The sequence below is a fragment of the Bradyrhizobium sp. CCBAU 11430 genome (assembly GCF_028128855.1).
GTDB lineage: Bacteria > Pseudomonadota > Alphaproteobacteria > Rhizobiales > Xanthobacteraceae > Bradyrhizobium > Bradyrhizobium ottawaense.
Map to the genome: position 1 here is coordinate 154,126 of NZ_LBJV01000064.1, position 17,971 is coordinate 172,096.

Below are 17,971 nucleotides of genomic sequence, written 5' to 3' on the forward strand. Positions count from 1 at the left end.
AGCCGCCTAGTTCGTCCCCGCCAGCTTCCCCTTCTCGCGGGTTGCCGCAATCACATCACCCACGAGATCGAACACGCCATCCGCCCCCAGCGGCCCGTTCGGCGAGCGACCGAGCCGCACGATCACCAACTTCTCCGACGGGATCATGATCGCGTACTGCCCGATCGTGCCCTTGGCGAAGAAGGCATCGCGCGGCCAGCCGTGTGTGATGCGAAACTTTGCACCAATGCTGTCGCCCTGGTTGGTCCAGAAGCCGGCGCCGATGCCGACCCAGGCATGCGGCGTGGCTGACGCGGAGTAATTCACCCAGCCCTCGGGCAGGATACGCTTGCCGCCGGCTATGCCGTCATTGAGATAGAGCTGGCCGAAGCGCGCCCAGTCGCGCGCGGAGGCCAGCATTGCGCCGGAGCCCTCGACTGTACCTGAAGCGTCGAGCTGAAGCGTAACGTTGACCATGCCGAGTGGCGCGAACAATTCGCGGCGCGCGAAGCGGAGCGCATCGGCGGGCTTGCCGCCGGCGGCATCTCGCAGCAGATGCGCGAGGATGAGGAAGTTGCCGTCGTGATAATTCCACGCCGTGCCCGGCGCGGTTGCAAGCGGCGCGCGCTCGGCAAAGCTGGCCATATCGTCTTCGGCGTATTTCATGGTGTTGACCGGTTCCAGCGCGGAGCCGAGCGAGGCCTCCAGCGAGCTTCCGAGCGCAATGCCCGCGGTGTGACGCAGCAATTGATCGACGGTGATGGGATGACGCGGATCATCCAGATCTTGCCAGGCGGCGATGGGCGCGGGGCCGCCGAGCTTCAACTTGCCCTGGCGCACCAGAATGCCTGTCAGCGCTGACATCACTGACTTCGTCATGGAGAAACCAAGCAGTTGCGTGTCCGGCCCGATGCCGTCGGCATAGCGCTCGGCGATGATGCGGCCGGCCTTCATGACAACGATCGCGCGGGTGCGGCGATAAGGCGGCTGCGTGGGCTCGGCAAAGGCGCGGTCGAGCGCAGCTGCCAGGCCCTCGCTCTGCGGCGGCACGATCCCCGGGCCGGCGATCTCGGGGAGCAGCGCGGGCTGCTGGTCGTCAGGCGGCAACGCGACATCGGCGATCCCCTGCCCGTGCTCGAGCGTGCAACCAAGTCCCTCGCGATAGACGGCATGGCTGCGGCCGATTCCGAACAGGGACACCGTGACATCCTTGCGCGTGCGATCGACCCGAAGATCCATCGCCCAGGTGAGCAGACCCGCGCCCGGCATCGCGTCGGTGGTCTCGGCGAGGTCGCGCATGAGATCGAGGCCGGAGACGAAGGTCTCCGAGCAGAGCGTGTGGGCGATGAAGCCGGTCGCAACCTTCGGCACGTCGCGGGCGCGTGCGGCGCCGAGCGCGAGGCCGGCACAGGCGATGGTGGTGGTGAGGAGAATGATCTTGCGGCGGCGAGTCACGGGCTTTCTCCGGCTTTGGGACGAGTGCGGGAGAGCAGGCCGGATGCAGGCGATACGCGCTCGCCGGATTTGGAAAACGACCTCGTCGAAAGTGATCGAGGCTAGTCGATTTCGGAATTCTCACGTGATTTCAAAGGTCTGAAAATCTAGGCCGCATTCACCTTCAGCCGCCGATATTCCGTCGGCGTCACCCCAGTCACGGCCTTGAAGGCGCGGTTGAACGGACCCAGCGACTGGAAGCCGGCGTCCATCGCGATGGTGATGACGGGAACTTCGGCCTGGGTGGCATCGGCGAGCGCAGCCTTGGCCTCCTCGATCCGGTGATTGTTCAGGAACACATTGAAGTTGCGATAACCGAGCCGCTGGTTGATCAGCCGGCGCAGCCGGTATTCCGGAATTTTCAGCCGGCCCGCCAGCACGCCGATGGTGATATTCTCCTGACGATAGATCCGCTCGCCCGCCATCAGTCGCATCAGGGCGTCGATCAGTTTTTGATCGGCGGATTCATCGGCCGCAGGCTGACTGAAAACAACCGGCGGGGCGGGCGCCACCGCGGCCGGAAACAGATCCGCCCCATCGATGCGCATCATGGCATAGACGATCGCCGCGACGGTGCAGGCGAGCGCGCCGGCATTGACGGTTTCGGCGACATCGCCGACGTGGTGGCCGACGACGGCGATCTGGAGCACCGCGTTCAGCCCGCCATAGAGCGCGGTTGCACAGACGACGAAGACACGAGCGCTGCGGCGGCGCTCGACCAGGTCAGCCGGCCAGGAGGCGATCATCTGCCCGACCGCAAGGGCGATGAAACCGAGCACGATCAGATTGACCACCGTCACCGAGAAGCGCACATGGCCGCTGGGCGCAATCCAGACGCAGCCTGCGAAGCTGAAGGCCGTCACCAGCGCCCAGACCCATCCGTGCCACCAGCGGAGGTGAAACTCGTCGTCGAACAGGGAGCGCGTGAACAGCCAGAACACTACGATGGTGCCAGTCGACAACGCGATCAGCGGTGCATGCCAGAGCGGGACCCGCGACGTGACATCCACCGAATAGCTCACCGCATGCGCGGCCGAGCTGAGCGCGAAGGCGGCACCGAGGCGGGCTGCCAGCACGTTGCGAAAGTCGTGTAGCAGCGACGCCACCAGCATCAGTAGCAGAGCGACGCTGGCGGCGCGAAAGGCGAGGTCGATGGCGGCAAGGCTCATCAGGTGATGCGATCGGTCGCAGTTGAAGTCGGACGAACATCGTTCGTTGCGTCCGTTTTTTCAAGGACCATCCGCGTTCACAACCGTCATCGCCCGGCTTCACGGATCGTAGGGTGAGCAAAGCGAAGCGTGCCCACCACTTCGTCTCGATCGGAGAAAGCCGGTGGGCACGGCGCTTTGCTCCTTTGCCCACCCTACGGCCTGTCATCGCCGACCGCGGAGTACGGCGCTATCACACCTGTGGCGTCGGGCCCGCCTTTGTCGCGACGGCGATGCGGAATTCTGCTACCGTCGCGACCAAGAAAGCCAAAAGGAGCCTACTCATGAGCTGGCAACCCTCCAACGATCCCGTGCTCGGCGATCCCATGTCCTGCGATGCGCTCGACCTCGTCATCGTGCCGCGCACCCGCGACCTCGGCGACGGCTTCGCGGTGCGGCGCGCGCTGCCGCATGGCAAGCGGCAGATGGTCGGGCCCTTCATCTTCTTCGACCATTTCGGCCCGGTGCAGTTCGTCTCCGGCAAGGGCATGGACGTGCGGCCGCATCCGCATATCGGGCTTGCCACCGTCACCTATCTCTTCGACGGCTCGATCATGCATCGCGACAGCGAGGGCAACGTCCAAGAGATCGCGCCCGGCGCGATGAACCTGATGACGGCCGGCCGCGGCATCGCCCATTCCGAGCGCACGCCGGATGCGCAGCGCGCCGCGGGCCAGAAGATGCTGGGCCTGCAAAGCTGGATCGCGCTGCCGGCCGGATCGGAGGAGATCGCGCCGTCGTTCCAGCACTATGGCGCCGGCGATTTGCCGATGATCTCCGAGCGCGACTTCACCGCACGGGTGATCGCGGGCTCGTCATTCGGCATCGCCTCGCCGGTGTCGATGGTGTCACCCTGGTTCTACACCGAGGTCACGGCCGTTGCGGGCGCCAGCGTGCCGCTCGATCCCGATCACGAGGAGCGCGCGATCTATGTCGTCGACGGCGAGGTCGAGATCGCGAACGAGCGCTATGAGGGGCCGCGGCTGCTGATCTTCCGGCCCGGCGACCGCATCACCGTGAAGGCGCTCAAGGCCACGCGGATGATGTTTCTCGGCGGCGATGCGCTGGAGGGGCCCCGCCACATCTGGTGGAATTTCGTCTCCTCCAGCAAGGAGCGGATCGAGCAGGCCAAGCAGGACTGGAAAACCGGCCGTTTCGCAGCAGTTCCGCAGGAACATGAGTTCATTCCGCTGCCGGAATAGGCTAATCCAGTTGCCGGCCGCGCTGTCCAGTGCGGCCGGATGTCCCGCCTGAAAGCCAAGTCTGCGAAAGCTTTGCGATGACCACCATGCTCTCCAGCGACCTGCCCCTGACCAAGATCGGACGCGGCAAGGTGCGCGATATCTACGCCGTCGACGACGAGCGCCTGCTGCTCGTCACCACCGACCGCATCAGCGCCTTCGACGTGGTGATGGGCGAGACCATCCCGATGAAGGGCGCGGTGCTGACGCAAATCAGCGCGTTCTGGTTCGGCAAGCTGGAAGGCGTGGTGCCGCATCACATGATCAGCGCCGATACCGACGAGATCATCGCGGCCGTGCCGGCGCTGAAACCGCACCGCGCCGAGATCCTTGGCCGCGCCATGCTGTGCAAGCGCACCACCGTATTCCCGATCGAGTGCGTGATCCGCGGCTATATCTCGGGCTCGGCCTGGAAGGAGTACGCCGCCAGCGGCACGCTCGCGGGCGAGAAGCTGAAGGCCGGCCTCGTCGAGAGCGAGAAGCTCGAGCCTTCGATCTTCAGCCCGGCGACCAAGGCCGAGACCGGCCATGACGAGAACATCACGATTGCGAAGATGCGCGAGGTCGTCGGCGACGAGGTCGCCTACACGCTGGAAAGCATGACGCGTGCGATCTACACGCTCGGCGAGGAGCTGGCGCGCGAGCAGGGCATCATCATCGCCGACACCAAGTTCGAGTTCGGCCAGGACAAGGACGGCCGCATCATCCTGATCGACGAGGTGATGACGCCGGATTCCTCGCGCTTCTGGGCGGTCGATGCCTACAAGCCCGGCCAGCCGCAGGCGAGCTTCGACAAGCAGCCCTTGCGCGACTATCTCGACGTCGAGCGCCGTGCCGGCCGCTGGAACGGCGACGCCCCGCCACCGCCGCTGCCGGCAAGCGTGGTGGACGCGACCAGCAAGCGGTATCTCGAAGCGTATCGTCGCGTGACGGGGACGGAGCTGAAGATCTAGGCGCGGTTGCTGCCGCACGCCCTGCCTCCTACGGCGGCCGTCATTCACACTTCGCTGTCGTCCCGGACAAGCGTAGCGCAGATCCGGAACCGTCCGACGAGCAGAGAAACTCGGATTTGAGTGGAGCTCGTCATTAGGGCGGCGCTTTGGCTCCATCTGGGCTGCGATCTCGACTCCATTGATCCAGATCAAACCGGGAGCCAACGATAAAAGGAAGCTGATCACCTCGGCTTGATACAACAACGAGGGAGGTTGCCATGAGGCTGGTCGGCATCAGGCGAACGCTACTTTTTGCAGCCGTTCTGGGCTGCGGAATTTTTGGCTCGACCCAATGGTCAAACGACGCCGGCACCGTGTTCGGCGTTTCAAGCGCCGAAGCCAGGGTCGGTCGGCCGGCAACTCCCGCGAGCGTTGCCGGCGTCGCACGTCGAACCACGCGACGCGCGGTCGTAGGGGGAGCGGCTGTGGGTGCGGCAGCTGCCGGCGCAGCATGCGTCCGCGTCTATGTGAACGGCGCCTACGTCTGCCGCTGATGCATTCGCGCCGGCGATTCCAATCGCCGGCGCGGGCCCCTCGATTGCCGGTCAGACCCCCGCCATCATCACGTATTTGATCTCGACATATTCTTCCATGCCGTGACGCGAGCCTTCACGGCCGAGGCCGCTTTCCTTGACGCCGCCGAACGGCGCGACTTCGGTGGTGATGAGGCCGGTGTTGACGCCGACCATGCCGGACTCCAGCGCTTCGGCCACGCGCCAGACGCGGCCGAGATCGCGGGAGTAGAAATACGACGCCAAGCCGAACGGCGAGGCGTTGCACATCGCGATCACATCGGCTTCGTCCTTGAAGCGGATCACCGGCGCGAGCGGCCCGAAGGTTTCTTCCTGCGACACCAGCGAGTCCGGCTTGACGTCGGCCAGCACGGTCGGCTCGAAGAACGAGCGCCCGAGCTCGCTGCGCTTGCCACCGGTGACGACCTTGGCGCCGCGCTTCACCGCATCCGCGATGTGCCGTTCGACCTTGTCGACGGCCTTAAGGTTGATCAGCGGCCCCTGCGTGACGCCGCTCTCGGTGCCGTCGCCGATCTTCATCGCGGCGACCTTCTTCGACAGCTTCTGCACGAACTCGTCGTAGATCTTGTCCTGGGCGTAGAGCCGGTTGGCACAGACGCAGGTCTGGCCCATGTTGCGATATTTCGAGACGATGGCGCCTTCGACCGCGGCGTCGATATCGGCGTCGTCGAACACGACGAAGGGCGCGTTGCCGCCGAGCTCAAGACCAAGTCGCTTCACGCCGACGGAGGCCTGCTGGTAGAGGATCTTGCCGACCGCCGTCGAGCCGGTAAAGCCGACGAAGCGCACCGCCGGATGCTCGCACAGCACCTTGCCGATCGGCGGCGCATCACCGGTGATGATGTTGAGCACGCCCTTGGGGATGCCGGCCTTCTCTGCGAGCACGGCCAGCGCCAGCGCCGACAGCGGCGTTTCATTGGCGGGCTTGAGCACCACGGTACAGCCGGCGGCGAGCGCCGGGGACACCTTGCGGGTAATCATGGAGTTCGGGAAATTCCACGGCGTGATCGCGCCGCAGACACCGATCGGCTGCTTGATCGCCAGCAGCCGCGCATCGGGCCGCTGCGTCGGAATGGTCTCGCCGTAGACGCGGCGAGCTTCCTCCGCGAAGAACTCGATATAGGCCGCACCGATATCGACCTCGCCGAGCGCCTCCGAAAGCGGCTTGCCCTGCTCGGAGGTCAGGATCAGCGCGAGATCCTCGCGGTTGGCGATGATCAGCTCGAACCATTTGCGCAGGATGTTGGAACGCTGCTTGGCGGTGTGCTTGGCCCAGGCCGGAAACGCACGCTGAGCGGCCTCGACCGCCTTGGTCGTCTCGTCCGCACCGAGCTGCGGCACTTTTGCAAGCTCGACGCCGGTCGCGGGATTGTTGACGGCAAAGACCGGCGTGCCGACCCAGGCACCATCGATGTAGCAGGCCTCCTTCAGGAGCGAGGGGTCTTTCAACCGGTCGCGCAGGGTGGCGGTGGCTTGCGTGGCGCGTGCGGCAGCGGGCGGGGTCATGGCGTTACTCCTCGAACGATCATTTCGGGGCGATCGGATCGGCCGGAATATAGGGACAAGCAGCGCGCAATGCACCGTCCCACAACGCACATCTGATGGGAGCTAAACCGGCAGCGGCCTTAGGCCGCGCCGCTCATATAGGTCTCGCGGCGGCCGATCATACGTTCGGCCGCGGCCTTGGCGTCGGCCTTCGACGAGGTTGCGCAGGTACGGTATTCGAGATCGGGAACGTCGGACGGGTTGCGGCGGCCGAACCAGTTCTTGGAGCCCACCCGCAGCAGCGCCAGCGCCTGCGCCAAATTGTCGACTGCACCGAAGGAATAGAGCGCGCCGGTCCCGGCGATGCGCACCTCATAGATCCCTGGCGAAATCGGCGCCTCCAGGTTCTCGCCCCGTCCGGGACGGGGATAGCGCTTCCATTCGCTCCAGGTCGAAATCATCTGAGGTCCCCCTCGCGGCCGCTTGGCGACCGCCCAATTTGCATCAAGTCTTAACGTCGGCCGCCGATTGGCCGAGTGCTGAACGCCGCAACGCACAAAATGTTTCAAGTGCTTCAAACACAGGAATCATATCGCCAGCGCCCATTCACGGTCACGGCGAGATGCGGCCATCCACCGCAGATTGTGACGGAGTGTTGCCGTTCGGCCCGCCTGTCGTCCTGTGTGTGGCACGGACCGTCAAGTCACGACATCGCGACCGCCGCAGGCATCTGGACGCGCTTGCCGCGCGGAGCCTGCGGGAGGACAATCGATCACTGCCAACAATAATCAAACTCGAGGAAACGCCATGCAAAGCAAAGCTGAGATCGACGAGATTCTGCGTCAGAAGAGCGACGCCCAGGAGATTCCCGGGGTCGTCGCCATCGCCGCCAGCGGTAACGACGTGCTGTATCAGGGCGCGTTCGGCAAGCGCGACCTGTCCAAGCCCGACGCGATGACAGCGGACAGCGTGTTCTGGATCGCCTCGATGACGAAGGCGGTGACGTCGGCGGGCGCGATGCAGCTGGTCGAGCAGGGCAAGCTGTCGCTGGATGCGCCGATCGGTGAAGTGTTGCCCGATCTCGCCGCGCCGCAAGTGCTCGAAGGTTTTGATGCCAATGGCGAACCAAAACTGCGACCGGCGAAGGGCGCGATCACGCTGCGCCATCTCATGACCCACACTGCCGGGTTTGCCTACAACGTTTGGAACGGCGATTGCGCGCAATATCTGGAGAAGACCGGAACGCCGAACATCTTCTCCTGCCAGAACGTTGCGCTGAAGACGCCGATCATGTCCGATCCCGGCACGCGCTGGGAATATGGCATCAACATCGACTTCGTCGGCAAGGCGGTGGAAGCCGTGAGCGGCAAGCGTCTCGATGCTTACTTGCGTGATCACATGTTCACACCGCTCGGCATGAACGACACCGCCTTCAAGATCACCGACGACATGCGCCAGCGCCTGGTCGCCACGCACGCACGCGGCGAGGATGGATCGCTGGCGCCGATTCCGTTCGAGATCGAGCAGAATCCGGAATTCCACATGGGCGGCGGCGGCCTCTACAGCACGGCCGGCGACTACATCAAGTTCACCCGGATGATCCTCAACAAGGGCCGCGGCAACGGCAACCAGGTGCTGAAGCCCGAGACGGTCGCGCTGATGGGCCAGAACCACATCGGCGATCTCACGATTGGCAAGATGACGACAGTGGCGCCCATGTACACCAACGACGTCGATCTCTTCCCCGACATCGTGAAGAAGTGGGGGCTCTCCTTCCTGATCAACACCGCCAAGACGCCAGAAGGCCGCAGCGCCGGCAGCCTCGCCTGGGCCGGTCTTGCCAACACCTATTTCTGGATCGACCCGGCACGCGATGTTTCCGGCGTCATCCTGATGCAGGTGTTGCCGTTCGTCGACGCCAAGTGCCTGGAGGCGTTCGCGGGCTTCGAGCGTGGCATCTATGCCGGGCTCGATGCGGGGAGCGGGCAGAAGGCGGCCTAGCCACTTAGTATGAGGTGCGCGGCGTCGCGCGCCTTCGCCGCAATCGATAACCTCGTGCCCAAGGCCATCGGCTTCAGGCACGAGGCATCAACTTCGAGGAGACGAACTTGGCGAGCGATCTGGCGGACAAAGCGGACAGCTACGTTTGCGGCATCTCGGACACGCCGCTGCTCGGCGACACCATTGGCCGCAGCCTCGACCACGCGGTGCGGCGCTGGGGCGATCGCGAGGCGCTGGTCTCGCCCAGCCACGGTGTCAGATGGACCTGGAAAGAATTCGCCGAGCAGGTCGATGCGCTCGCCGCCGGCCTTCTCGCGCTCGGGCTCGAACGCGGGGAGCGGATCGGCATCTGGTCGCTGAACCGGCCGGAATGGACGCTGACCCAGTTCGCCGCCGCCAAAGCCGGCCTGATCCTGGTGACGATCAATCCGGCCTACCGGCTCAGCGAGCTGGAATTCGCGCTGAAGAAGGTCGGCTGCGCGGCAATCGTCACCGCAACCGCGTTCAAGACCAGCAATTACATGGAGATGCTCAACACGCTGCTACCGGAGCTGGCGGGCACGAGGCCCGGACAGCTGCAGGCGGCGCGATTGCCGGCCTTGCGGATGGTGATCCAGATCGGCGGCCCGGCGGCTTCAGGCACCATCCCTTTCGAGGACGTTGCGCGCATGGGCAGAGCAGAGCATCGCGAGCAACTTGCCGCGCTCGGTGCTGCGCTTCAGTTCGACGACCCCGTCAACATCCAGTTCACCAGCGGCACCACGGGATCGCCGAAGGGCGTGACGCTGACCCACCACAACATCCTCAACAACGGCTATTTCACGGGACGCGCGATGCGCCTGACCGAACATGACCGCATCTGCATTCCGGTGCCGCTCTATCATTGCTTCGGCATGGTCATGGGCAACCTTGCCTCGGTCACGCTCGGCACCACCATGGTCTACCCGGGCGAGGGTTTTGATCCGCTCGCGACGCTGCGTGCGGTCGAGCAGGAGAAATGCACCGCGCTATATGGCGTGCCGACCATGTTCATCGCGGAGCTCGATCATTCCGAGTTCAAGAATTTCAATTTGAAATCACTGCGCACCGGCATCATGGCGGGCGCGCCCTGCCCGATCGAGGTGATGAAGCGCGTCAACACCGAGATGAACATGCGCGAGGTCACCATCGCCTATGGCATGACCGAGACCAGCCCAGTGAGCTTCCAGAGCGCGACCGACGATCCGCTCGAGCGCCGCGTCTCCACCGTCGGCCGCATCCACCCGCATGTCGAGGTGAAGGTCGTCGATCTCGAAGGCAGGATCGTCAAGCGCGGCGAACGCGGCGAGCTCTGCACCCGCGGCTACAGCGTCATGCTGGGCTATTGGGAGGAGAAGGAAAAGACGTCCGACGTGCTCGACGCCAATGGCTGGATGCACACCGGCGACCTCGCCACCATCGACGCCGCCGGTTATTGCAACATCGTCGGCCGCATCAAGGATCTGGTGATCCGCGGCGGCGAGAACCTCTACCCGCGCGAGATCGAGGAGTTTCTGTACCGTCACCCCAAGATCCAGGACGTGCAGATCTTCGGCGTCGCCGACACCCGCTACGGCGAGGAGCTCTGCGCCTGGATCCGCGTCAGGCCGGGCGAAACGCTGACGGCCGAGGAGGTCCGTGCCTTCTGCGACGGCCAGATCGCCCACAACAAGATCCCGCGCTACGTCGAGTTCGTCGACGAATTCCCGATGACCGTGACGGGCAAGATCCAAAAATTCGTGATGCGCGATGCCGTGGAGCAGCGGCTGGGATTGAAGGCGGCGAAGACGGCGTGAGAGACTGAGTACCCTTTCCGCAGGACGGTTGTCATTCCCCGCGAAAGCGGGGAATCCAGTACACTGCGGCTTCTCGATTCAATCACAAACGCCTCTGGAATACTGGATCGCCCGGTCTAAACATCGACCCGGGCGATGACAGCGAGGCTGGTGCGCGACTTTTCTAAACCGTCAGCCCGCGCTGCTGGGCCAGCTCCTTTAGCGACACAAGCGGACGCGCGCCGATGTGCTGGATCACTTCGGCGGCCGCGAGCGCACCGAGCTCGCCGCACTGCTTGTGCGCGAGGTTACGCGAAAGGCCGTAGAGGAAGCCCGCCGCAAAGAGATCGCCGGCGCCGGTGGTGTCCACCAGTTTCCTGACCGGTGAGGCCGGAGCTGCGACAGCGTCGGTCGGTGTCACCACCACGCAGCCCTTCTCGCTGCGGGTGACCACGCCGAGATTGACGTCGTTGCGCAGCTGCTTCAGCGCTGTGTCGAAATCCGAGGTCATGTAGAGCGAATGCAGCTCGGACTCGTTGGCGAAGACGATGTCGACCGTGCCGTTGCGCATGAGCGAGAGAAACTCGTCGCGATAGCGGTCGACGCAGAAGGAATCCGACAGCGTCAGCGCCACCTTGCGCTTGGCATCATGGGCGATCTTGGCCGCCTTGACGAAGGCGTCCTTGGCATTCTTGGGATCCCAGAGATAGCCTTCGAGATAGACGATGCCGGCGGCGGCGATCTCGGCCGGGTCGATGTCGGCGGGCGAAAGATCCTGCGCGGCACCGAGATAGGTGTTCATGGTGCGCTCGCCATCATCCGTGACCAGGATGTAGGAGCAGCCGGTGGCGGGGCCGTCCTGCGCGGCCGGCGTGTTGAAGGCGACGCCGGCTGAGCGGATATCGTGGACGTAGAGCTTGCCGATCTGGTCGTCCTTGACCTTGCCGACATAGGCCGCACGTGCCCCTAAGCTGCCGATGCCGACAATGGTGTTGGCGGCCGAGCCGCCCGAGACTTCCGTGGCCGGCCCCATGTCCTTGTAGATGGCGGCCGCCCGTGCCTCGTCGATCAGGGACATGCTGCCCTTGGTCATGCCGTGCTTGGCCAAAAAGGCCTCGTCAGTCCTGACCAGCACGTCGAACAACGCGTTGCCGATGCCGAGAACGTCATATTTCACGTCAGCCATTCACCTTGATCCTGTTTGGCGGATTGCGATCCCTGCGAAAATCCGCTTCCTGTCGGCCTGAAATCTGGCTCGCGGCCTATCACGACCGGGCCTGCGCGGGCAAGCAACGGTATGATAAAGAGCCGATGATCCGCTCCTTCCTGACCGTCTCGACGGGAACACTGGCCTCGCGGCTGCTGGGGTTTGCCCGCGATTCCCTGATCGCGGCGCTGCTCGGCACGGGCGCCGTGGCGGACGCATTCCTGGCCGCCTTCCAGCTGGTCAATGTGGTGCGCAGGCTGCTCAGCGAGGGCGCGCTGAACGCGGCGCTGGTCCCGGCCTGGCTGCGCATCCGTGACCGCGATGGCGCGGACGCTGCGGCAGCGTTCGCGGGGCGCGTCCTGGGCACGGTCAGTGCGGCCCTGATCGCGATCTCGCTCGCGATTGCCCTGTTGATGCCGCTGATCATGACGGTCATCGCGCCCGGTTTTCTCGGTACCGGCACGCTCGATCTCGCCGTCCAGAACGCGCGGCTGATGCTGCCTTATCTCGCCTTCGCCGGGCCCGTCACCGTGCTGATGGGGCTGCTGAATGCGCAAGGGCGCTTTGCGCTCACGGCATTCTCGCCGCTGCTGTTCAACATCGCGCTGATCGCTGCGACCGCTTTGCTGCTGGTCTGGCACGCTGACGCCGGCTTCGCCGCGTGGCTGCTGGCGGCCACGGTCGGCATCGCCGGCCTGCTGCAACTCCTGATGCTGCTGTCGCAGCGAAGTGCGCGCCTCGCCACGCCTCTGCGCGTCAGTTTCGACAAGGAGATGCGCAGCTTCTTCGCCAAGGCGATCCCCGGCATGATCGCAAGCTCGGGACCGCAATGGCTGATGGTGGCCGGCGCGATCATCGCATCCGCGACGCCGTCCGCGGTGTCCTGGCTCTATTTCGCAAATCGCCTGATCGAGCTGCCGCTCGGCATCGTCGGCGTCGCCATGGGCACCGTGCTGGTGCCGGAGCTGACGCGCGCGGTGAGTGACGGCGACCGTGATGCGGTGGCGCATGCGCAATCGCGCGCGCTCGAGCTTGCGACCGGGCTGGCGCTCCCCGCCACGCTCGGCCTGATCGTGCTGGCCGAGCCGATCGTGCGGCTGTTGTTCGAGCATGGCGCCTTCGGTGCCGGTGACAGCGCGGCGACCGCGCATGCCTTGACGTGGCTGGCGCTTGGCCTGCCCGCGCACGTGCTGATCAAGGCGCTGTCGCCGGCCTTCTATGCCCGCAACGACACGATGACGCCGCTGCTGGCGACGGCCAAAGGCTTTGTGGTGGCGGTCGTGCTCGCCGTGCTGCTCGGCCATCTCTTTGGCGCAAGCGGGATCGCGGCGAGCACCGCGGCCGGCGCCTGGAGCAGTGCGCTCTCGCTGCTTCGGAAAGGCACCAGCGAATTCGGCTTCTCGGTCGATTCTGCCGCGCGAAAACGGCTGCCGCGGATCGTGCTTGCCGCAGCCGCGATGGGCGCCCTGCTCTGGCTGACCACCGGCCTCGTGCCCGCCGAGGCGCACGGCTTCATCAAATTCATCGTGCTGGGCGTGCAGATCGCGGCCGGGATCGCCGTTTACGGCTTGCTGCTGCAAATCCTCGGTGCCGCTTCCTGGCGCGAGGCGGTAGCCGCCTTGAAGCGACCCGCCTAGCCCGGCCCGGTGCGCGAGATCATCGAATTGCTCTTGACGGGGCAGCGCCGCTGTTGGAAACGACGGCCGAATACCTATGGGAAGGCTTACCATGCCATTCGTTGAACGGGTCTTTTCGGGCGTCCAGCCGACGGGCAATCTGCATCTCGGCAATTACCTCGGCGCCATCGTCAACTTCGTGAAGATGCAGGAAACCCACAACTGCATCTATTGCGTCGTCGACATGCACGCGATCACGCAAGGCGTGGACGTCTGGGGCGGACCGGCCGAGCTCGCGCGCAACACCCGCGAGGTGACTGCCGCGTTCATCGCGAGCGGCATCGATCCCAAGAAGCACATCGTGTTCAACCAGAGCCAGGTCTCCGGCCATGCCGAGCTCGCCTGGATCTTCAACTGCGTCGCGCGCATGGGCTGGCTCGGCCGCATGACCCAGTTCAAGGAGAAGGCCGGCAAGGACCGCGAGAACGCCTCGGTGGGTCTGTTCGACTATCCCGTGCTGATGGCCGCCGACATCCTGCTTTACCGCGCCACCCATGTGCCGGTCGGCGAGGACCAGAAGCAGCATCTCGAGCTCTCGCGTGACATCGCGCAGAAGTTCAACAACGACTTTGGTGACTCGATCCGCAACCTCGGCGCCAATGACGGCCTGTTCTTCCCGCTGCCGGAACCCCTGATCACGGGCCCCGCGACGCGGGTGATGAGCCTGCGCGACGGCACCAAGAAGATGTCGAAATCCGATGCGTCGGACAATTCGCGCATCAATTTGACTGACGATGCCGACACCATCGCGCAGAAGATCCGCAAGGCGAAGACCGATCCGGAGCCGCTGCCGTCAGAGGAGAAGGGCCTGGAAGCCCGTCCCGAGGCCGATAACCTCGTCGGCATCTTCGCCGCGCTGTCCGGCCGGCCCAAGGCGGACGTGCTGCGCGAGTTCGGCGGGGGCCAGTTCTCCAGCTTCAAGAACGCGCTGGCGGAGCTGTGCGTCACCAAGCTGGCGCCGATCGCCGGCGAGATGAAGCGCCTCGTCGCCGACCCCGGCCATATCGATTCGATCCTGAACGAAGGTTCCGACCGGGCCCGGGCGATCGCCGACGAGACGATGAAGCTCTCCAAGGACATCGTCGGCTTCATCCGCCGGCGATAGAGACGGTCGGCGTCAGCGCGCCGACCGCATCTCCTCTCCCCAACCTTGCGGGAGTGTGGCAGCATGCCGGCCGTGCACATGCCGGGACATGCATGACCAGCAAGCGACTTTGCTTCGAGCCGGGTCACAAGCCCAAATGCCTCGTCGTCGTCGACGACACCGCCGAATGGGATCGCGCGGTCTACTATGCCAGCCGCTGGGCGATCCGTGCCGGCGGCGGTGTGGTGATGCTGCGCATCATCGAACCCGAACAGCAGAGCCAGGAATGGCTGGGGGTCGCCGACATCATGCGCGCGGAGGCGCAGGAAGCGGCGGAGGCCGCGCTCGACCGTGCCGCCGGCCGCGCCAATGGCATCGCCGCGATCACCCCGGAGCGGGTGATCCGCGAGGGTGTGCCGATGGAGCAGCTGCTCGCCGTGATCGACGAAGACCCCGACATCGGCATGCTGGTGCTCGCCGCCAATCCCGGTGCGGAGGGGCCGGGTCCCCTGGTTGCGCTGCTGGCCCACGCGGTCGGAACCTTCCCGATTCCCGTGACCATCATTTCCGGCGCGCTGAGCGACCAAAGCGTGGATTCACTGTCGTAGGTCGCCTTCACCTCGCCCCGCTTGCGGGGAGAGGTCGGCGCGAAGCGCCGGGTGAGGGGAGTCTCCACGAATCCAATTCTCGCTGCCAGGGAGACGCCCCCTCACCCCGACCCTCTCCCCGCAAGCGGGGAGAGGGAGGAGCGAGCACCCTAACCTGCTGATATAACAACGAAACGCCCTCTTCTCCCCTTGATCGTGCGTTCTCCGTCGCCATCTGCTAGTGGAGAGAGCACGCGCCGGCCTTGAACCGGCGACGTCTGGAGAAAACCATGTTCATTCAAACCGAAGCCACCCCCAATCCCGCCACGCTGAAGTTCATTCCGGGCCGCGTCGTGGTCGACGGCAGCCCGATGGAATTCGCGAGCCGCGAAGCCGCCACCCGCTCGCCGCTGGCCGAAAAGCTGTTCGAGGTGCCCGGCGTCACCGGCGTGTTCTACGGATCCGACTTCATCACCGTGACCAAGGCGAACGGTGAATGGCAGCAGCTCAAGCCCGCGATCCTCGGCGCCATCATGGAGCACTACATGTCCGGCGCGCCACTGCTCGCCGACGGCGCGGCGCAAGACGATGCCGATCTCGATGACGAGGACGAGTTCTTCGACGAGGCCGATGCCGAGACGGTCGACATGATCAAGGACCTGATCGAGACCCGCGTGCGGCCGGCCGTCGCCAATGACGGCGGCGACATCACCTTCCGCGGCTTCAAGGACGGCATCGTCTATCTCAACATGAAGGGCGCCTGCTCCGGCTGCCCGTCATCGACCGCGACGCTCCAGCACGGCATCCAGAACCTGCTCAAGCACTTCGTGCCTGACGTGGTCGAAGTCCGGCCGATGTAAATTGCACGGCCTGAGCTGATTTCACTCCGTCATGCCCGGGCTTGTCCCGGGCATCCACGTTTTTGGAGCCGCAAAGTCGTGGATGGCCGGGTCAAGCCCAGCCGCGACGGCTAGAACCTTAGGCATCATCCGATTGCCAATGCTATGATCACACCATGCTGATCCTCGCCATCGATACCGCGCTCGACGCCTGCTCCGTCGCCGTACTCGACACCGAAACGGCCGAGCTCGTTGCGCAGGAGCAGCTTCTCATGAAGCGCGGCCACGCCGAGGCCCTGATGCCGATGATCGCGCGCGTCATGCAATCGGCCAATCTCGCCTTCACCTCGCTCGACCGCATCGCGGTCACCGTCGGCCCCGGAAGCTTCACCGGCCTGCGCGTCGGCATTTCGGCGGCGCGCGGCCTTGCGCTTGCGGCTGAGCGGCCGGCGATCGGCCTGACCACCTTGTCGGCCTATGCCGCCGCCATCGTCGGCCAGAGCAAATCGGCACCCGTGATCTCCGCAATCGACGCGCGGCACGACCATGTCTATTTCCAGATCGTCGCCGGCGACGGCAGCCAGCTGGTGCGGCCGAGCGTCGCTCCCGTCGACGAGGCGATCGCAGCCTCGCAATTCGGCGCGCCGCATCTGGTCGGCAATGCCGCCAATATCCTCGCCGAGCGCTGGCCGAAGGATGTCCCGCAGCCGGTTGCGGTCGATGCGCAGCCCGCGCCCGATATCGGCTGGGTCGCATGGCTAGGCGCCGCCGCCGATCCCACGACGAATCCGGCGCGGCCGTTCTATCTGAAGGCGCCCGACGCCAAGCCGGCGGCACAGCCGCCATTTGCAGCACAAGTCCCGACCCCATGATGAGATGGCTGTCGGAATGGTGGCGCGGCGGCACCGCCGCCGTCGAGCCCGCATCCGTGCGTGACGCTGCGCAACTGGCGCAGCTTCACGGCGCCTCCTTCGCGCGCGGCTGGGGCGAGGGCGAATTCGAGAGCATGGTCAGCGAGCGCAACACGCTCGTGCATCGGCTGCGCCTCGGCCGCAGGACCGTCGGATTCGCGGTATCGCGGATCGGGGCGGATGAAGCGGAAATCCTCTCGATCGCGGTGGACGGGGCCTATCGCGGCCGCGGCCTCTCCCGCACGCTGCTGATGACCCATCTCGGCCATCTCGCGGGGCGCGGCGTGCGCACAATATTTCTCGAAGTTGAGGAAAATAACCAGCCGGCGCGGCGGCTCTACGATGGTGCCGGATTCATGGTGGTCGGGCGCCGCGAACGCTACTATAAGCAGCCGAACGGGGAACAATTGAACGCCCTTCTGATGCGACGTGACTTGTCGTAACATTGGTGGCAGAAAGCGCCCCCGCCAGGCAGACAAACTATGACCGCACTGAAACCTTCTTCCGCATCCAAGGCGTCCGGCATCGAAGCGCGCTGTGCCGCCACCGGCATGCGCATGACCGAGCAGCGCCGTGTCATCGCCCGCGTGCTCGCGGAGGCGATCGATCATCCCGATGTCGAGGAACTGTACCGGCGCTGCGTTGCCGTCGACGACAAGATCTCGATCTCGACCGTGTATCGCACCGTCAAGCTGTTCGAGGATGCCGGCATCATCGAGCGCCATGATTTCCGCGAGGGCCGCGCGCGCTACGAGCAGATGCGTGACAGCCATCACGATCACCTCATCAATCTGCGCGACGGCAAGGTGATCGAGTTCACCTCCGAGGAGATCGAGAAGCTGCAGGCGGAGATCGCCCGCAAGCTCGGCTATCGGCTGGTCGACCACCGGCTCGAGCTCTATTGCGTCCCGCTCGACGACGACAAGCCGACGTCTTGATTT

General features: G+C 65.0%; 17 protein-coding genes. 12 read left to right on the forward strand and 5 right to left on the reverse strand.

The window, feature by feature from the left end; genetic code table 11:
• Positions 1-6 precede the first annotated feature (6 nt).
• Both XI04_RS23920 and XI04_RS23925 read right to left on the reverse strand, forming a co-directional pair.
• Positions 7-1,434: a serine hydrolase domain-containing protein gene (locus XI04_RS23920; protein WP_212428959.1), complete on the reverse strand. Its 1,428-nt coding sequence runs from the start codon at positions 1,432-1,434 to the stop codon at positions 7-9.
• A gap of 146 nt (positions 1,435-1,580) precedes the next feature.
• Entirely contained in the window at positions 1,581-2,642 is a 1,062-nt protein-coding gene (locus XI04_RS23925; RefSeq protein ID WP_028139533.1) for a helix-turn-helix domain-containing protein, read from the reverse strand.
• Between the two features lie 323 nt (positions 2,643-2,965).
• Between XI04_RS23925 and XI04_RS23930 the strand changes: the two genes are divergently transcribed.
• From XI04_RS23930 to XI04_RS23940, 3 genes are all read left to right on the forward strand, one after another.
• A complete protein-coding gene (locus tag XI04_RS23930; RefSeq protein WP_271610265.1) occupies positions 2,966-3,883 on the forward strand; it encodes a pirin family protein in 918 nt (305 codons plus the stop codon).
• Positions 3,884-3,960: 77 nt separating this feature from the next.
• Positions 3,961-4,875, forward strand: a complete 915-nt coding sequence (locus tag XI04_RS23935) for a phosphoribosylaminoimidazolesuccinocarboxamide synthase (protein ID WP_028139531.1) — start codon at positions 3,961-3,963, stop codon at positions 4,873-4,875.
• Positions 4,876-5,132: 257 nt separating this feature from the next.
• Positions 5,133-5,408: a hypothetical protein gene (locus XI04_RS23940; RefSeq protein WP_080670069.1), complete on the forward strand. Its 276-nt coding sequence runs from the start codon at positions 5,133-5,135 to the stop codon at positions 5,406-5,408.
• A gap of 51 nt (positions 5,409-5,459) precedes the next feature.
• On the opposite strand, the gene XI04_RS23945 is transcribed toward XI04_RS23940, so the two are convergent.
• The gene (locus tag XI04_RS23945) at positions 5,460-6,953 is read right to left on the reverse strand and encodes an NAD-dependent succinate-semialdehyde dehydrogenase (protein ID WP_028139530.1); all 1,494 of its coding nucleotides are present in this window, start codon (positions 6,951-6,953) and stop codon (positions 5,460-5,462) included.
• Between the two features lie 119 nt (positions 6,954-7,072).
• Positions 7,073-7,393 (reverse strand): hypothetical protein, encoded by a 321-nt coding sequence (locus XI04_RS23950; RefSeq protein ID WP_028139529.1) that lies wholly within the window; start codon positions 7,391-7,393, stop codon positions 7,073-7,075.
• Between the two features lie 346 nt (positions 7,394-7,739).
• On the opposite strand from XI04_RS23950, the gene XI04_RS23955 reads away from it, so the two are divergent.
• Positions 7,740-8,933: a serine hydrolase domain-containing protein gene (locus XI04_RS23955; RefSeq protein WP_028139528.1), complete on the forward strand. Its 1,194-nt coding sequence runs from the start codon at positions 7,740-7,742 to the stop codon at positions 8,931-8,933.
• Positions 8,934-9,052: 119 nt separating this feature from the next.
• Positions 9,053-10,747 (forward strand): AMP-binding protein, encoded by a 1,695-nt coding sequence (locus XI04_RS23960; protein WP_271610299.1) that lies wholly within the window; start codon positions 9,053-9,055, stop codon positions 10,745-10,747.
• A gap of 163 nt (positions 10,748-10,910) precedes the next feature.
• On the opposite strand, the gene XI04_RS23965 is transcribed toward XI04_RS23960, so the two are convergent.
• Positions 10,911-11,912: an adenosine kinase gene (locus XI04_RS23965; protein ID WP_271623784.1), complete on the reverse strand. Its 1,002-nt coding sequence runs from the start codon at positions 11,910-11,912 to the stop codon at positions 10,911-10,913.
• A gap of 125 nt (positions 11,913-12,037) precedes the next feature.
• Between XI04_RS23965 and murJ the strand changes: the two genes are divergently transcribed.
• From murJ to XI04_RS24000, 7 genes are all read left to right on the forward strand, one after another.
• The gene (gene murJ / locus XI04_RS23970; RefSeq protein WP_271610264.1) at positions 12,038-13,570 is read left to right on the forward strand and encodes a murein biosynthesis integral membrane protein MurJ; all 1,533 of its coding nucleotides are present in this window, start codon (positions 12,038-12,040) and stop codon (positions 13,568-13,570) included.
• Between the two features lie 91 nt (positions 13,571-13,661).
• Positions 13,662-14,714, forward strand: coding sequence for a tryptophan--tRNA ligase (gene trpS, locus XI04_RS23975; RefSeq protein WP_018319435.1), 1,053 nt, complete (start codon positions 13,662-13,664; stop codon positions 14,712-14,714).
• 92 nt (positions 14,715-14,806) lie between these two features.
• A complete protein-coding gene (locus XI04_RS23980) occupies positions 14,807-15,301 on the forward strand; it encodes a universal stress protein (RefSeq protein ID WP_028139523.1) in 495 nt (164 codons plus the stop codon).
• Between the two features lie 269 nt (positions 15,302-15,570).
• Positions 15,571-16,140 carry a NifU family protein gene (locus XI04_RS23985; RefSeq protein ID WP_028139522.1) on the forward strand — a complete coding sequence of 190 codons (570 nt, stop codon included), beginning with the start codon at positions 15,571-15,573 and terminating at the stop codon, positions 16,138-16,140.
• Positions 16,141-16,295: 155 nt separating this feature from the next.
• Positions 16,296-16,991, forward strand: coding sequence for a tRNA (adenosine(37)-N6)-threonylcarbamoyltransferase complex dimerization subunit type 1 TsaB (gene tsaB / locus XI04_RS23990; RefSeq protein ID WP_271610263.1), 696 nt, complete (start codon positions 16,296-16,298; stop codon positions 16,989-16,991).
• On the forward strand, positions 16,988-17,473 hold the full coding sequence (gene rimI, locus XI04_RS23995) for a ribosomal protein S18-alanine N-acetyltransferase (RefSeq protein WP_028139520.1): 486 nt from the start codon (positions 16,988-16,990) through the stop codon (positions 17,471-17,473). The genes tsaB and rimI overlap by 4 nt, the downstream gene beginning before the upstream one ends.
• A 39-nt stretch (positions 17,474-17,512) precedes the next feature.
• The gene (locus tag XI04_RS24000; protein ID WP_018319430.1) at positions 17,513-17,968 is read left to right on the forward strand and encodes a Fur family transcriptional regulator; all 456 of its coding nucleotides are present in this window, start codon (positions 17,513-17,515) and stop codon (positions 17,966-17,968) included.
• The last annotated feature ends 3 nt before the right edge of the window (positions 17,969-17,971 follow it).